Raw genomic sequence first — 16143 nt, 5'->3', positions numbered from 1 at the left:
GATCATGATGCTCATCCCCTGCCCATTCTGTGGCAAGCGCAATGAAAGCGAGTTCGTCTATGGCGGCCCGGTCGGAGCTGCTCGACCCGATACCAACGCCGTCAGCGATGCTGATTGGGTCGAATACCTGACCATAACGCCCAACCCGATGGGGCCTGTGCAAGAGCGGTGGTGGCACGCACGGGGCTGCGGCGAGTGGCTGACAATCTGGCGGGATACCGTGACACATGACATTGTGGAGGTGCCCGATGGCTCAGATTAATCGCCGCGCGGTGGGTGGTCGTGTTGATCGAAGCCGCCCTCTGACGTTCCAGTTCAATGGGAAAACTTACGAAGGGTTCGAAGGGGACACTCTGGCCTCGGCCCTGCTGGCGAACGGGGTGCGAGTAACAGCCCGTAGTTTCAAGTACCACCGCCCACGCGGCATTATCGGACACGGGCCTGAAGAGCCGGGAACCCTTGTGGAGCTGGAAGGCGAGGACGGCTCGGGCAACCGTCCAGCGACCACGGTTCCATTGCGCGAAGGGCTGAATGCACGCTCGGTCAATTGCTGGCCATCGCCCGAGTTTGATCTGGGCGGGATCAATCAATTGATTGGCCGTTTTATTCCTGCGGGCTTCTACTACAAAACTTTCAAATGGCCTAACTGGCATCTGTTTGAACCATACATCCGCAAGGCGGCGGGGCTGGCAGCAGCGCCTGCGCAACCGCCTTCATCGGGGCATTTCGAAGCGCGCTACGCTCATGCAGATGTCTTGATTGCAGGTGCAGGTCCCGCCGGCCTGCAAGCTGCACTTGAGGCTGGTCTGGCAGGCAAGCGAGTCTTCCTCGCAGACGAGGGAACCGAAGCGGGCGGCAGCCTCCTGAACCGCACCCTGACCATTGGCGGGCGTTCGGCGATGGATTGGGTAGACGAAGCGGTTGAAGAACTAAGCCAAATGGCAAACGTCACCCATCTTCAGAACGCGACCGTATGGGCCTATCGCGAACACAACCTAGTGATCGTCAATGAACGCGAGCCCGATCAGGCCAGCATTCTAGAACGCAACTGGCGGGTCCGTGTTGCTGAGGTGGTGATTGCCACCGGGGCCACGGAACGGTCGATGGTGTTTGCCAATAATGACAGGCCGGGCGTCATGTTGGCCTCATCCGTGCAGGCCTATGTTAATCGTTGGGGCGTGACACCCGGTCAGAGTGTGGTTCTGTTCACCAACAACAACAGCGCTTACGCAGTGGCCGCCGATCTGGTCGCAGCTGAGGTAACGGTTAACGCGATCCTCGATAGCCGCGACACGGTTCCAAGGGAAGCTCTTGATCTGGTGTTGGGGATAACTGTCCATGCCGGAACAGTAGCCGCCGATATCCGAGGGTACAAAAGCATCCGTGCTGTCAAGGCCGTTCCCAAGTCCGGGGGCGCAGGCACCTGGATCGACTGCGACTTGCTGGCTCATTCCGGCGGTTGGAATCCGACGGTGCACCTGTGGTCTCAGTCCCGCAGCACACTTCGGTTTGATGAAGAACTCGCTGCGTTTTTGCCCGATCAACCGATTCAATCCTGTCGGGCCGTCGGCGCGGCGGCGGGGGATCTCACACTGGATCGGATCATCGATGACGGTTCAGAGCTGCCTTGTTCGATTGAACCGCTATGGCGCGTAAATGTGCCAGGGCAACGTGGAAAGGCATTCCTGGATATTCAGAACGATGTTGCGGTCAGCGATGTGCATCTGGCGCTGCGTGAAGGATATGACAACGTGGAACATGTCAAACGCTACACCACTGGCGGGATGGGCATAGATCAGGGCAAGACGGGCAATATCAACATTATTGGCACCGTTGCTCTGCAAAAGGGCGTTCTATTGCAAGATGTTGGCACGACGACATTCCGCTCTCCCTACACGCCGGTCTCATTCGGTGCGATTGGGGGGCTGCGTGAGGACTCGGTGTTGTTCCCCTACCGGCACACGCCGGTGACCCAATGGAACAAGGATTATGGCGCAGTGATGTATGAGGCTGGTGCCCGATGGCGCCGTCCGGGGTTTTTTCCCAAACCCGGTGAGGGCCTGCAAGAGGCGGTGAACCGGGAATGCCGCGCGGTGCGTGACGGCGTTGGCGTATACGACGGTTCGCCGCTCGGCACGTTCGAGCTTAAAGGGCGCGATGCTCCGCGCTTTCTGGATTTTCTGTATTCGAACATCATGTCCAGCCTGAAGCCCGGCGATGGTCGCTATGGTCTTATGTTGTCGGATGACGGTCTGATCATAGATGACGGGGTGGCCTTTCGGCTGGATCAGCACCGCTGGATGATCTCGACCTCAACGGGCCATGCAGACGCCGTCAACCAGCACATGGAAAAGCTGCTTCAGACCGAGTTTCCTGACTGGCAAGTCATGATCACAACTGTGACAAGCCAGTGGAACAACGCCGCCATTTGTGGACCCCGCGCGCGCGATGTCATGCTCGCGCTGTGTACGGATATCGATCTGTCGCCCGAGGCATTCCCCTTCATGTCGTTCCGGGACGGTACGGTTGCGGGGTTCCCTGCGCGGGTTGTGCGCGTCAGTTTCACCGGTGAGCTATCCTTTGAGGTCAACGTTGCCCCACGCCACATGGCCGCCTTGTGGGACAAGGTGATGGAGGCTGGTGCAGCCTTTGGTATCCTGCCTGTAGGATCGGAATCCAGCCATGTCTTGCGTGTGGAAAAAGGCTTTCTTTCGCTGGGGCACGAGGTCGACAGTACCGTGGACGCCTATGACCTGGGCATGGGCTGGGCAATGTCGAAGAAAAAGCCCGACTACCTAGGCAAGCGCTCGGTCCACTTGCGCCGTGAAGCGGTAGGGGAACGCCGGGAATTGGTCGGCATCTTGCCCGAAGACCCTGACAAGCAAGTGCCCGAAGGCGCGCCACTGACCCCTGAAGGTCGCAAAGAAGCGACCGAAGGATTGGTTACCGCCTGCGTCTGGAGCGTCGTCAACAATCGCTGGGTTGGCCTGGCGTTGCTGAAGAACGGGCAGGAGCGACACGGGCAAACCGCGCATGTTCGGCTGAAAGACGAGGTGATCCCGGTGACCATCACAAAGCCTGTATTCCATGACCCAGAGGGTCAGCGCCTGAGGTCCTGAGATGAGCTACGACGTCAAGATCGAACGCCAAACCCTGAATGCGCTGTTTGACCTCAAAGGGGATCCCGAGGTCGTTCAAAATTGGGCCGAATTTTCTCTGCCAAACCGCCCGAACACAAGGGCGATGCAGGAAGCGTTTGAGGTATATCACATTGGACGCAATCACTGGATTGTACGTGCTTCGCTGGAACTGGAAGAGGCACTGGAAGCACAGCTCAAACCAACGGATTGCCCTGCGGACATCAGTATAGTGCGGATATCGGACACCCTTACCTTCTTTAGTGTCGCCGGACCCCAAGCCGCTGAAGTGATGGCTATTGCCTGCCCGCTTGATCTGCATGTCACTGCTTTTGATGAAGACGCAGTAACCTATTCCGAGTTGTTTGGCCTAAAAGCACTTGTGATGCGCTGCGAGGCTGGTTTTGAGTTTGCGGTTGAACAGAGTTTTGGCGACATGGTTCAGGATTATCTGACCCGAGCAACTGCCTGACGCAATTCGAAGCAGGGGCGGTTTACGCCTTATGGCTATTCATTATCACGGCGGTCTATATGCATATCGTCCGGGAACAGGGTTCAGATAAGGACATAGCGGACTTATCGAAAGTCATTGGCTGGCACAAAATCCTTTGTGAAGTGTTGCTTTTAGACGGGACATCGCGCCACAGGTGCAAGGCTTGCAAGTTCCGGTCATTTAGTATACCGCCGCATACAATTAGGATCCTCGGGCGTTCATAACGTCTTTGAGCCCCTGCTAATCGAGCCACATATACCGGAACGAGCCATGAGCCTTTACACCAACTACCTCGACGAAATTGAAGCCCGCAAAGCGCAGGGTCTGCATCCGAAACCGATTGATGACGGCGCGCTTGTCAAAGAGCTTGTTACACAGATCAAGGACGTCGATCATGCGCATCGTGCGGATTCTCTAAACTATTTCATCTATAATACGCTGCCCGGCACGACCAGCGCCGCTGGCGAGAAGGCACGTTTTTTGAAAGAGATCATTCTGGGCGAAGCGCTGGTTGACGAAATTTCAGTACCCTTTGCCTTTGAACTGTTGTTGCACATGAAAGGCGGTCCTTCGGTTGAGGTTCTTCTTGATCTGGCTTTGGGTGGTGATCCCGAGATCGCAGGGCAGGCGGCTGAAGTGCTGAAAACACAGGTCTTCCTATATGAGGCTGATACGGATCGTTTGAAGGAGGCGTTTTCTGCCGGAAATCCGGTCGCACGCGACATTCTTGAAAGCTATGCGCGGGCCGAGTTCTTCACCAAGCTGCCCGATATCGAGGAAGAGATCAAAGTTGTCACGTATATCGCTGCCGAGGGCGATATTTCGACTGACTTGCTGTCGCCGGGCAACCAGGCACACTCGCGCTCGGATCGGGAGCTGCATGGCAAGTGCTTAATCTCGCAGCAAGCGCAAGACGAGATTCAAGAATTACGGCGCCAGCACCCAGATAAACGCGTGATGCTGATTGCTGAGAAAGGGACAATGGGCGTTGGCTCGTCCCGGATGTCGGGTGTCAACAACGTGGCGCTTTGGACCGGCAAGCAGGCCAGCCCATATGTGCCATTCGTAAACATTGCCCCGATCGTGGCCGGCACGAACGGTATCTCTCCGATCTTTCTGACCACCGTTGGTGTGACGGGCGGGATTGGTATCGACCTGAAAAACTGGGTCAAAAAAGTCGATTCCGAGGGGAATCCGATCCTCAACAATGACGACAGCCCTATCCTGGAGCAAAAGTACTCGGTCGAAACCGGGACAGTGCTCACGATCAATACGAAAGACAAAAAGCTTTATGACGCCGATGGCGCCAAAGAGCTTGTTGATATTGCCTCGTCCTTCACTCCGCAAAAGCAGGAGTTCATGAAGGCCGGCGGATCCTACGCCATCGTGTTCGGCAAGAAGTTGCAAACATTTGCAGCACAGACACTGGGAGTCGAGCTGAAGTCGGCATTTGCGCCTTCGAAAGAGATCAGCCGAGATGGACAGGGCCTGACCGCGGTCGAAAAGATCTTTAACCGCAACGCTTTGGGAGTAGTGGAAGGCACGGTCTTGCACGCCGGGTCGGACGTACGGGTCAAGGTCAACATCGTAGGATCGCAGGACACCACTGGCCTGATGACCTCGCAAGAGCTTGAGGCGATGGCGGCGACCGTGATTTCTCCAACCGTCGATGGTGCGTATCAGTCCGGTTGCCACACCGCCTCGGTCTGGGACAAGAAGGCGCAAGCCAACATCCCCAAACTGATGGCGTTTATGAACAATTTCGGCCTGATCACAGGGCGCGATCCCAAGGGTGAATATCACTCGATGACCGACGTGATCCACAAGGTTCTGAACGATATCACCGTGGATGATCGCGCCATCATCATTGGGGGCGACTCGCACACGCGCATGTCCAAAGGTGTGGCTTTCGGAGCGGATTCGGGCACCGTTGCCTTGGCACTGGCCACGGGCGAAGCAACCATGCCCATTCCGGAATCTGTGAAGGTGACGTTCAAAGGCAAAATGGCCGATCACATGGATTTCCGCGACGTGGTCCACGCGACACAGGCGCAGATGCTGAAGGCTTTCGGCGATAACGTGTTCCAAGGGCGTATTATCGAAGTTCATATCGGAACCCTGCTGGCGGATCAGGCTTTTACCTTCACCGACTGGACGGCCGAGATGAAGGCGAAGGCTTCGATCTGTATTTCCGAAGACGAGACCCTGATCGAGTCACTGGAAATCGCCAAAGGTCGGATTCAGATCATGATCGACAAGGGCATGGAGAATGAGGCGCGGACCCTGCAAGGCCTGATCGACAAAGCCGACGCACGTATAGCCGAGATCAGATCCGGCGCAGTTCCAGCCCTGAGGCCGGATGAAAATGCCGAGTATTTTGCCGAGCTGGTCGTTGATCTGGACGAGATCAACGAGCCCATGATCGCCGACCCTGATGTGAACAACGCGGATGTCTCCAAGCGTTATACGCACGATACGATCCGGCCTGTTTCCTACTACAAAGGGGAAAAGAAAGTGGATCTGGGATTTGTCGGATCTTGCATGGTCCACAAGGGTGATCTGATCATCGTATCGCAGATGCTTAAGAACCTTGAGAAGAAGGAGGGCAAGATTGAATTCAAGGCCCCTCTGGTCGTCGCGGCGCCAACCTACAACATAGTTGATGAGTTGAAGGAAGAAGGTGAGTGGAGCATTCTTCAGGAATATTCCGGTTTCGAATTCGACGATCTTTTCCCCAAGACATCAGCGCGAACCGAATACGAAAATACGCTGTATCTTGAGCGTCCGGGCTGCAACCTTTGCATGGGTAATCAGGAAAAGGCTGAGAAAGGTGATACTGTTCTGGCGACATCTACCCGCTTGTTCCAAGGGCGTGTTGTCGAGGACTCGGAAGATAAGAAAGGTGAATCCCTTCTGGCTTCCACACCGGTAGTTGTACTGTCTGCCATCCTCGGGCGAACTCCGAAAATCGAGGAATACAAGGCCGCTGTCGAAGGGATCGACCTGACCCGCTTTGCACCTCCGGTCGCCAAGCCCGCAAATTCCAATTCGGCACATTTCTGATTGGAAAAGGCCGGTCGCCGCTCAGGCGCACCGGCCTTATGCTGTCTAATAGAATCCATTCTGAATCGATAAGTCTAGCAATGCTTGTATTGCGGAATGAGATTTAGCCATTTCAGTAGGGTCATGATCCCCAACCAATAGAGACGGTTTCCGCGAGAGCGATGTCTGCGAGAAAGACCTTTGGGCAGCCTTCATAGCGCGTTGCGCCGCGTCTACAGCCCTTGAGCCTGCTGAACATGATTTCAACGCGGTTTTGCCGCTTGCATCTGCGTTTGTCGTATTTGAAGTTGTACTTTGTTGCTTTCGGCCTGGAATGCCAGCGCGTATCCCCTTGTCTTGTGAAGACTCCCTGAACTGGTTTGCATCAGAGCCGCGATCTGCGAGGTGAGTCCAAGCAGAAATCAACGATCTTGACTGACATTGGGGTTGACGCAAAGGGATTCATACTCGCGACGATCCATAGAGCTAAAAATACGGGTTCGCTAGAAACGTTGACAAGCATTGTGGATGGTCTGGAGGCGGTTGCGAAACAAAATCCGGTTGTCTTGCCATTTCATCAACGTACTGCCGCAAGGATAAATGGAATCGGTCGTAAATTCGAATATGTCTAAACGATAAACACAGTCGGGTACTTGGATATGGTCGCTCTAGAAAGCAATGCGGTGCTGGTTTCTACGGGCTCTGGCGGAATGCAGAAAGAAGCGTATCTCTACGGCGTCCCATGCGTCACTATTAGAACGGAAACAGGGTCGATTGTGCTTGATGAAAGCGGCTGGAATCGTGTCGATTCGCCCATGGAAGGGAATATCGAAGGTGGAACCGTCAGTACGATAGGGACTACCGGAAATCAGGTGGAAATCTATGGTGATGGAACCGCATCACAACAAATCGCACAGATATTGGCCGCGCGAGCTTAAATACCGTCTTAAATACCGTCATAGAGCGCCGCCAACTTCTTGGCTTGCGCGGGCCAGCTGTAGGACTCCCAAAGCTTCATTCTGTTGTCGGCGCTCAACGTAAAGCGTTCAGGATGATCAAGGACATCCCGAATAGCTTCAGCAATGCTCTGGGGGTCGGTTTCATCCATTGCTCGCCCCAAACCGAGCGATTCTGTAAAACGGCGCATGTCGGGAAGATCGGAGACGCAGATCGGCAATCCTGCAAACGCGGCTTCGAACAGCTTATTGGGCATTGCAAACCGATAGCTTAATGACGCATCTTGAATCGGAATGACGGCAACATCTGCGGTACTAATCGCTATGGGTACATCTGGAGCAGCCACTGGTGGAAGCAAGGTAACGCGATCATCCACTCCTAAGTCATGAGCGACACTCATGAACCACTTGTCGTTTCTATGGTTTCGTGGCCCCATCGTAGCTAACTTGACCTCAGGAAGTTGAACCAGAGCCTCAAGGACTTTATCTAGCCCACGATGCGACGTTTGAATGCCGCCAGTAAAAATAATCAAGGGCGACCCGTCAGCAACGTTTGCCTGAGCACGGATTGAAAGCTGATCCAACTCCTGTTTATTACGACTCTCCATGTAATCGACATCTATCTCTGGAGCATTGAGGATAAGTGTCGGACTATCTTTGAAGCGTTTGGCATACAAATCTGCGATGGACGACGATACGGTGATCATATAGTCGACGAAGGGGAGGCAATCGTCTTCTAGGCTTTCGGCGAAGTTCGATCCATTCGACGGGTTCTTTGTAGCGCGCGCGGGCTCATACTCATGGGCGTCATAAACAAGTTTTGCGTTGAACTGCCTGGCAAGTACGACGCCTGCAGGGAGACAATATATATCATGAGCGTGGATGACATCAGGGACCTCATCAAATTTAAGGTGGCAAAGGTTTTCTGCGTAAATCAATGATTCCAACTGATAGAGTTTAAAGAAATTTTCTCTGACTTTTCGGGCCATCAACATAAATGACTTGAGGTTTTTCGGGCCTTTTCCAAATCCAAGTCCAAGCCGTGTTTTCCAAAGCAGCCGCTTGTGTACGAGTTTTCTAGCCCGCCTTTCATCACCGCCGAAGTTTTTGTAGTACATAGGGTCAAGCTTTTGGACGTCTTCGTCCGTCAGAAAAGTCTTCAACCAGGTTTTCAAAGAATTCAGCTGAATAGCGGATTCGACATACGGTACGACACGTTGCTCGACTTGAGCGGACGTGCGCTCCATAAACGAGAAACGTTCAAGCAATTTTTCAGTGATGTTCTCACAAGACTGCCAGTTGAATCGAGTGATCCGAATGCCATCGATGCTGTCTTCTTGCGGCAAGCCCCCTGGCCAGTCGCAGAAGATATGTACGTTATGGCCCGCTGCTTGAAGCGCGCGCGCTTCTTTAAGAACGCGCGCATCCGCCGTTATCTCGTGGTAGGTAAGACAGAAAACGGTTTTTTGAGATTTGGGGCGGGTGTCTGACATCGGTCGAAGATCAATCTAGCTCTGACAATTCCGAACCGCTCTAACAGAGGTTGATGGGGGTTTCCAGCGTGATTGGCGATGCTTGAAATGCCTGCGTCTATTGACTTCCCAAAGAAATTCTTGGAAGCGCTGTAGCACAATTTGAGCACTTGGGACGCACCGAATGAGCAACTTCGCACTAATAGGAACCGCAGGATACATCGCGCCGCGCCACATGAAGGCGATAACGGATACCGGAAACACGTTGTTGGCTGCTCTGGACACAAGCGACTCCGTTGGGATTATCGATAGCCACTTCCCCGATGCACATTTTTTCACAGAGTTTGAGCGTTTTGATCGCTATGTTGACATGTTACGTCGCAGCGAAGCGGGCAAAATTGATTATGTCTCGATCTGCTCGCCGAATTACCTCCACGACAGCCACATGCGGTTTGCATTGCGTTCTGGCGCCGATGCGATCTGTGAGAAGCCGCTGGTGTTGAACCCAGAGGATATCGATGGCCTGGAAGCGATTGAGCAAGCGACTGGACAGACCGTAAACACGATCCTGCAGTTGCGCGTACATCCCTCGATCATTGCTCTGAGGGACAAGATTCGAAACAGCCCCAAGGATACCAAGTACGAGGTCGATCTGACTTACATCACGTCCCGTGGACGTTGGTATCTGGAGAGCTGGAAGGGGGATGTCCGCAAATCTGGCGGTATTGCCACCAACATCGGCGTGCATTTCTTTGACATGCTGCACTTCCTCTTCGGAGATCTTCAGGCGAACCATGTGCATCTCAATGCCCCGACCAAGGCCGCGGGCTATCTTGAGTTTGAACACGCCCGGTGCCGTTGGTTCTTGTCGCTGGACGTAAATGACGTTCCGGCAGAGGCGCGAGAAACCGGAGCCAGAACTTATCGCTCCATCACTATTGATGGGGAAGAGATCGAATTCTCGGGCGGATTTGCCGACTTGCATACGCGAAGCTACGAAGAGATTCTGAACGGGAACGGGTTTGGATTGAATGAAAACCGGCCTGCAATTGCGATGGTCAGCCATATCCGCAATGCCTCGATCGAAGCAAGCAAAGGTGAGCAGCATCCGAAGCTGATGAGCAGCAAGGTACTCTGATCAAACGGATCGTCTGCATGTTATCCCACCACCCATGACGTTTTGGGCACTGGGCAATACAGGGAAACGGTCCGCCCAGTTATTAGTACTGCGGTAATTCGTGCCAAACAGACCCGTTGTATTAAGTCTTTGCCGACGAATAAACATGGTCGAGCGGTGCCGGATTATGTATGGGAAACTGCAGAGGTACAGCTTGCAGAAATTCCTCAAGAACCAATAGGGCGTTTTAGCGATGCAATTTATTGACCTGGCGGAACAACAGAAACGTATCAAGGATCAGCTTGATGCCGGCATTGCCAATGTGTTGGCGCATGGGAAGTACATTCTTGGCCCAGAAGTGGCTGAACTAGAGGCACGGCTGACTGCCTTTACGGGTGCCAAACATTGCATCACTTGCGCCAATGGAACGGATGCATTGCAAATTGCCTTGATGGCGCTTGAGGTCGGGCCGGGGGATGAGGTCATCACGCCCGGATTTTCATATATCGCCACGGCTGAAGCCGTCAGATTGCTGGGCGCAAAGCCGGTTTATGTCGATATTGACCAGACTAGTTATAACATTGATCCCAACAAGCTTGACGCTGCGATCACACCCCGGACAAAGGCAATTATACCGGTGTCGCTGTATGGCCAACCTGCTGATTTCGAACGAATTAACGAGGTAGCTGTGGCAAACGGCTTACCTGTCATCGAGGATGCTGCTCAGAGCTTTGGCGGATCTTTGCGTGGCAAACGGTCAGGAAACCTGTCAACGATTTCCTGCACCAGCTTTTTCCCATCGAAACCCCTTGGCTGCTACGGCGATGGTGGTGCTATCTTCACCTCGGACGATGATCTGAGCATCATTCTTCGCCAGATTGCCCGGCACGGGCAGGACCGGCGTTATCACCATATCAGGGTTGGCGTTAACAGCCGCCTGGACACGTTGCAGGCTGCGATCCTGCTGTGCAAGCTGGATATTTTCGAGGATGAACTGGTCCTGCGAGACACCGTCGCGGACCGTTACAAAGTGCTACTGAAGGAAACCAATATCGCCGCTCCGACGCTGATGGAGGGGGCGACCAGCGCCTGGGCGCAGTACACGATACGCGTGGACAATCGTGAGGATGTGCAAGCTAAGCTCAAAGACGCCGGGGTTCCGACCGCTGTGCATTATCCACTGCCGTTGAACAAGCAACCAGCTGTTTCTGACCCAAATGCCGATTTGCCTGTTGGCGATCAGGCCGCCGCAACAGTGATTAGCCTGCCGATGCACCCGTATCTGCAGGAGAATTCGCAAGAGCAGATAATCGAGGCACTGAAAAAAGCGATCTGATCGCGCTGACGGTTTAATCGGTGCTGGGGCCGGCGAATTCAGGTTTAGGCAGGTTCGCAGGTTCTATTTACCGTAATATGCGCGATACCAGTCCACGAAGGCCTGTATGCCGTCCCTGATTTCGGTTTTTGGGCGATAACCGGTCAGGCGATGCAGCAGATCGGCATTGGCCCAAGTTGCAGGCACATCGCCCAACTGCATCTCCATATAGTTTCGGATCGCGGGTTTGCCGAGGCTTTCTTCGATGGCGTCGATGAAATCCAACAAACGCACTTTGTCTGAATTTCCAATGTTCACTATGCGATAGGGAGCGACCGGGCTCAGGCTGTCACCTTCGGCGATGTCTTCGGGGGCTTTGGGGCGAACAGGCACAACGTCGATCAGCAGAGAGATTGCGCGCACCAGGTCATCCACATAGGTGAAATCACGATACATGTCGCCGTGGTTGTAGATGTCTATCGGGCGGTCGTTGAGGATCGCGTCCGTGAATTTGAAGAACGCAAGGTCCGGGCGCCCCCAAGGACCGTAGACTGTGAAGAAGCGGAACATTGTTGTCGGAATATTCCAAAGATGGGCATAGGAGTGTCCCATCGCTTCATTTGCCTTTTTGGTGGCTGCGTACATAGTGAGTTGATGATCTGCTTTTTCGCACTCATCGAAGGGCATGTCAGGATTTGCCCCGTAGATCGACGAAGTCGAAGCCATCAGCAGATGCCGCACTTTGTGCCGCCGCGCAGCTTCCATAACGTTGAACGTCCCGACAACATTGCTTTCGACATAGGCGCGCGGGTTCTCCAGGCTATATCGGACGCCAGCTTGCGCCGCGAGGTGGATGATCACGTCCGGTTCAAAAGCATCAGCGATCTGGTCGAACTTGGCGGTATCTTCCAGCATCCCTTCATCGCACGAAAAATTTGGGTTCTCTAGCAACAGCGCATGTCGGCTCTGTTTGAGGCGGACATCGTAATAATCAGTCATCCCGTCAAAGCCATGAACCCGGCAACCGTTCTCAAGCAAAAGTTTGGCAAGATGGAACCCGATAAATCCGGCAGTACCTGTGATCAGAACCTTTTGCATGAGGTATTTCCTTGTTTCGGGGCATCGCGCGTGCGTTCGAAGGCACATATGACGCCAAGAGCCGAAGGGCTCAAGCGGTCATTTCATGGCTGAGTGAGCATGAATCTCTAGTGGTGTGCATTGCAATCTTCAACAAGTCTTCAACCGGGCCAAGGAAGCGAGTAGGTTTTGACATTCGTAAAGAACCTCATTGCCTCGATGACTCCTTCTTTGACACCATTGCCCGAATCCTTGATGCCGCCAAAGGGGGACATTTCGATACGGTATCCGGGTTGTTCCCAGATATTGCAGGTGCCCACGCTCAGCCCATTGATATAGGCAATTGCGCGGTTCAGGTCATTGGTACATACCCCCGACGACAGGCCGTACACAGTAGAGTTCGAGATGCGCATGACCTCGTCATCGTCGTCGGGCACGCGAATGATGGGAATAATGGGGCCGAAAGTTTCCTCCATCACTAACGCAGAGTCGTGGGGAACGTCGTCGACCACGATCGGCGGCAGCAGCGCGCCCTGACGTCCGGGGTGGTAAAGGACTTCTGCTCCCGCTTTCTGGGCCAAGTGAACACGATCTTCGAAAAGCTTGGCCGCTTCCTCGTGGATCACGCAACCCAGCTCGGTCTCAGGATCCTGCGGATCTCCGAACCTGATCTTTTTGGCCTTCTCCAGCACCAAAGGCACAAAGGTGTCCGCGACACTCTCTTGCACCAGTATTCGCTTGATCGCAGTGCAGCGTTGTCCCGAATTGCCGGTGGCCCCGGCTACGGCGATCGTTGCGGCCCTGTCTAGATCGGCATCGTTGAGGTCATTCAGAACAATCAGTGGATCATTACCGCCCAACTCCAGCGCCTGACGTTTGTAAACCGCCTTCTCTGCGATCATCTTGCCCACGGTAACACTACCGGTGAAGGTTATGATGTCGATGTTCTCATTGACGATCATCTCATCCCCAATGTCCTGTGGCCAGCCAGTGACCACCTGAAACATCTCAGGCGGCAGGCCTGCCTCATAAAGGATATCGGCCAGCGTCAGGCAGGTCAGAGGCGTCAACTCGGTCGGTTTGCAGACCATGCAGTTATTGGTGGCGATCGACGGAGCAACCTTGTGGCTGACCATGTTGAGTGGATGGTTGAATGGAGTGATCGCGCTGATTGCGGTCACAGGCTCGCGCATCGTGAAAATCTTGCGGGCTTTGCCATTTTGGGTCAGATCGCACGCAAAGATTTCGCCATCATCCTTCAGTGCCTCGGCCGCCGCAAATTGAAAGACATCCTGCGCGCGCTTGGTCTCGTAGATCGCGTGTTGATGGCAGATGCCAAGCTCAAGCACCAGCCATTTGGTGAGGTAATCGCGACGTTCACCAATCAGCTCTCCAGCCCTTTGCAGGATTTGGCTGCGTTCATAGCGGGTCAGTTCGGGCTTGTAGTTGGCCGCAATTTCGAAGGCGCGGCGCGCGTGTTCAGCCTGCCCTGCGGGCACATGGCCCACGACCTCATTGGTATAGGGGTAGTGAACCGGGATGGTCTCAGCGGTAATGATGATCTCGCCACCAATTCGCATCCCTTCATTACGGATTTCGGTGACTGCCATGGCAAGAACCATCCAATGAAATCGGACCGCTTACCGGTCTATTACTCTGAAAACACATCAAACGCCTTCAACGCCTTGGCGCTGTAGGCGTAAGACGGGCCGCCGCCCATATAGGTGGCCATAGCCAGCGCTTCGCACAGCTCTTCGCGGGTCGCACCCAGCCGCACCAATGAGCGGACATGAAAACCGATGCAGCTGTCGCAGCGCGTCGCGATGGCAATCCCCAACGCCATGAATTCCTTTGTCTTTTCACTCAGCGCACCATCTGTTTTGGCGGCCTTACCCATGATGCCAAAACCACGGACGGTTTCGGGCACTTCTTTCGAGAATGCACCAATATTGGCCTCGGTCTCGGCCATGAAGTCTTTCCAGTCCATTTCTCTGCTCCTTATCCGCGCTCATCTGCACCCATCCGGCGCTCGAGCCAACGCACACCGGCGCTGATGATCAGTACCAGCACCAGATACTCGAAGATCAACAAGGTATAGATCTCAAGCGGGCGGTATTCCGTCACTACCAGCTCATTCGCACGGCGTGTCAGTTCTTGCATGCCGATGACGCTGGCGAATGCGCTCATCTTCACAATGTAGATAAATTGGTTGGCGAGCGGTGGCAGTATACGCCGGATCGCTTGCGGCAGGATCACATAGCGCATGGTCTGAAAATAGTTCAGGCCAATCGTTTGCGCCGCCTCGCTTTGCCCTTTTGCGATAGATTGTATACCAGCACGGTAGATCTCGGCGGTAAAGGCGCTGTCCGATATCGCAAGGGTGATAATTGCGCCCCAGAAGGGATCGATTGGGATGTCCATACCCATCGACTGAAAGACAATCGGCAACCCGTAGAACACCCAAAACAGCATAGGCAACAGAGGGATCGAGCGGACAAATTCGACATATACCCGGTTTACCAGCCGCCAGCCGCGCTTTTCCGACAGACCCGGCAGGGCGACCAGCAATCCAATGACAATCGACAAAATCGCCGCAATCAGCGAAATCTGAATGGTCGCACCCATGCCCGAAATCAGGAATTTTACATTGGTCCAGCCTGAAGCCGTGGTTGGGTCAATGACGTACCAACCCCAGGTCTGTGAGGACGAACAGCCCGTGATCAGCAAGAAAAGGGGAAGGAAGAGAAGTGATTTTTTCATCGGACCCAACTCAATGCTGTAGAATTTGGCTCAGGAATTTCTGACACCGCTCAGACTTTGGATTGGTGAAGAAATGCTCGGGCTTACCTTGTTCGACAATCTCGCCTGCATCCATGAACACCATGTTGTCGGCCACTTTTCGGGCAAATCCCATCTCATGGGTCACCACAACCATGGTCATGCCTTCCTCGGCAAGTTCGACCATCACGTCGAGCACCTCGGAGATCATCTCAGGGTCGAGCGCCGAGGTGGGTTCGTCGAACAAAAGGACCCTGGGCTCCATGCAAAGCGAACGGGCAATTGCCACCCGCTGCTGCTGTCCACCCGAAAGCTGTATCGGGCGCTTGTCGGCCTGATCGGGTATATGAACACGCTCAAGGTAGTGGCGCGCTTTGTCTTCGGCTTCTTTTCGGCTCAACCCGCGGGCCTTGATGGGGCCAAGGGTCAGGTTTTCCAGCACTGTTAGATGCGGGAACAGATTGAATTGCTGGAACACCATGCCAACTTCTGACCGGATGGTGGCTGCAGATTTGGCATCATCGTTCAGTTCGACCCCATCGATGCGGATGGTGCCCTTTTGATGTTTCTCAAGCTGATTGATGCATCTTACGACCGTTGATTTACCCGATCCGGATGGGCCGCAGATCACAACCTTTTCACCACTGTTGACTGTCAGGTTGATGTTCTTGAGCACGTGAAATGTGCCAAACCACTTGTCTACGTCGACAAGCTCGATCGCTGCGTTTGGCATCTGCTGGCCCACTTGTGATTACT

General features: G+C 54.1%; 12 protein-coding genes and 2 pseudogenes. 7 read left to right on the top strand and 7 right to left on the bottom strand.

The features are described from left to right. Positions 1 to 4 precede the first annotated feature (4 nt). The 4 genes from ACR0CZ_RS02500 to ACR0CZ_RS02485 all read left to right on the top strand — a co-directional run bounded on the left by ACR0CZ_RS02500 (position 5) and on the right by ACR0CZ_RS02485 (position 6693). Positions 5 to 262 carry a sarcosine oxidase subunit delta gene (locus ACR0CZ_RS02500; RefSeq protein WP_170393857.1) on the top strand — a complete coding sequence of 86 codons (258 nt, stop codon included), beginning with the start codon at positions 5 to 7 and terminating at the stop codon, positions 260 to 262. Next, entirely contained in the window at positions 249 to 3119 is a 2871-nt protein-coding gene (locus ACR0CZ_RS02495; protein WP_480537096.1) for a 2Fe-2S iron-sulfur cluster-binding protein, read from the top strand. The genes ACR0CZ_RS02500 and ACR0CZ_RS02495 overlap by 14 nt, the downstream gene beginning before the upstream one ends. Position 3120: 1 nt before the next feature. Beyond that, a complete protein-coding gene (locus ACR0CZ_RS02490) occupies positions 3121 to 3609 on the top strand; it encodes an aminomethyltransferase family protein (protein WP_170393861.1) in 489 nt (162 codons plus the stop codon). 291 nt (positions 3610 to 3900) lie between these two features. After that, positions 3901 to 6693, top strand: coding sequence for a bifunctional aconitate hydratase 2/2-methylisocitrate dehydratase (locus tag ACR0CZ_RS02485; protein WP_480537097.1), 2793 nt, complete (start codon positions 3901 to 3903; stop codon positions 6691 to 6693). 74 nt (positions 6694 to 6767) lie between these two features. Here the strand turns inward: ACR0CZ_RS02485 and ACR0CZ_RS02480 are convergent. After that, positions 6768 to 7077 (bottom strand): annotated as a pseudogene (locus ACR0CZ_RS02480) (transposase); the annotation flags it as partial. Between ACR0CZ_RS02480 and ACR0CZ_RS02475 the strand changes: the two are divergent. Next, positions 7053 to 7610, top strand: a pseudogene (locus tag ACR0CZ_RS02475) (UDP-N-acetylglucosamine 2-epimerase). The pseudogenes ACR0CZ_RS02480 and ACR0CZ_RS02475 sit on opposite strands and share 25 nt — an antisense overlap. Before the next feature lie 8 nt (positions 7611 to 7618). On the opposite strand, the gene ACR0CZ_RS02470 reads toward ACR0CZ_RS02475, so the two are convergent. Then, positions 7619 to 9121, bottom strand: coding sequence for a glycosyltransferase (locus tag ACR0CZ_RS02470; protein WP_170393869.1), 1503 nt, complete (start codon positions 9119 to 9121; stop codon positions 7619 to 7621). 163 nt (positions 9122 to 9284) lie between these two features. Between ACR0CZ_RS02470 and ACR0CZ_RS02465 the strand changes: the two genes are divergently transcribed. Together ACR0CZ_RS02465 and ACR0CZ_RS02460 are read left to right on the top strand one after the other, a co-directional pair. After that, entirely contained in the window at positions 9285 to 10238 is a 954-nt protein-coding gene (locus ACR0CZ_RS02465; protein WP_170393871.1) for a Gfo/Idh/MocA family protein, read from the top strand. A gap of 232 nt (positions 10239 to 10470) precedes the next feature. After that, the gene (locus ACR0CZ_RS02460; RefSeq protein WP_170393873.1) at positions 10471 to 11553 is read left to right on the top strand and encodes a DegT/DnrJ/EryC1/StrS family aminotransferase; all 1083 of its coding nucleotides are present in this window, start codon (positions 10471 to 10473) and stop codon (positions 11551 to 11553) included. A 63-nt stretch (positions 11554 to 11616) separates the two neighbouring features. On the opposite strand, the gene ACR0CZ_RS02455 is transcribed toward ACR0CZ_RS02460, so the two are convergent. The 5 genes from ACR0CZ_RS02455 to ACR0CZ_RS02435 all read right to left on the bottom strand — a co-directional run bounded on the left by ACR0CZ_RS02455 (position 11617) and on the right by ACR0CZ_RS02435 (position 16120). Continuing rightward, on the bottom strand, positions 11617 to 12630 hold the full coding sequence (locus tag ACR0CZ_RS02455) for an NAD-dependent epimerase/dehydratase family protein (protein WP_170393875.1): 1014 nt from the start codon (positions 12628 to 12630) through the stop codon (positions 11617 to 11619). Positions 12631 to 12770: 140 nt separating this feature from the next. Further along, positions 12771 to 14219 carry a phosphonoacetaldehyde dehydrogenase gene (gene phnY / locus ACR0CZ_RS02450; RefSeq protein WP_170393878.1) on the bottom strand — a complete coding sequence of 483 codons (1449 nt, stop codon included), beginning with the start codon at positions 14217 to 14219 and terminating at the stop codon, positions 12771 to 12773. Between the two features lie 41 nt (positions 14220 to 14260). Next, on the bottom strand, positions 14261 to 14596 hold the full coding sequence (locus ACR0CZ_RS02445; RefSeq protein WP_170422754.1) for a carboxymuconolactone decarboxylase family protein: 336 nt from the start codon (positions 14594 to 14596) through the stop codon (positions 14261 to 14263). A gap of 11 nt (positions 14597 to 14607) precedes the next feature. Then, positions 14608 to 15369: an amino acid ABC transporter permease gene (locus ACR0CZ_RS02440; RefSeq protein ID WP_170407354.1), complete on the bottom strand. Its 762-nt coding sequence runs from the start codon at positions 15367 to 15369 to the stop codon at positions 14608 to 14610. Positions 15370 to 15379: 10 nt separating this feature from the next. Next, positions 15380 to 16120 carry an amino acid ABC transporter ATP-binding protein gene (locus ACR0CZ_RS02435; RefSeq protein WP_170407352.1) on the bottom strand — a complete coding sequence of 247 codons (741 nt, stop codon included), beginning with the start codon at positions 16118 to 16120 and terminating at the stop codon, positions 15380 to 15382. Positions 16121 to 16143 lie beyond the last annotated feature (23 nt).

This window comes from Ruegeria sp. H9, from assembly GCF_056532915.1.
The sequence above is the reverse complement of the archived record's forward strand: the minus strand, read 5'-3'. Positions and strand labels throughout refer to the sequence as shown.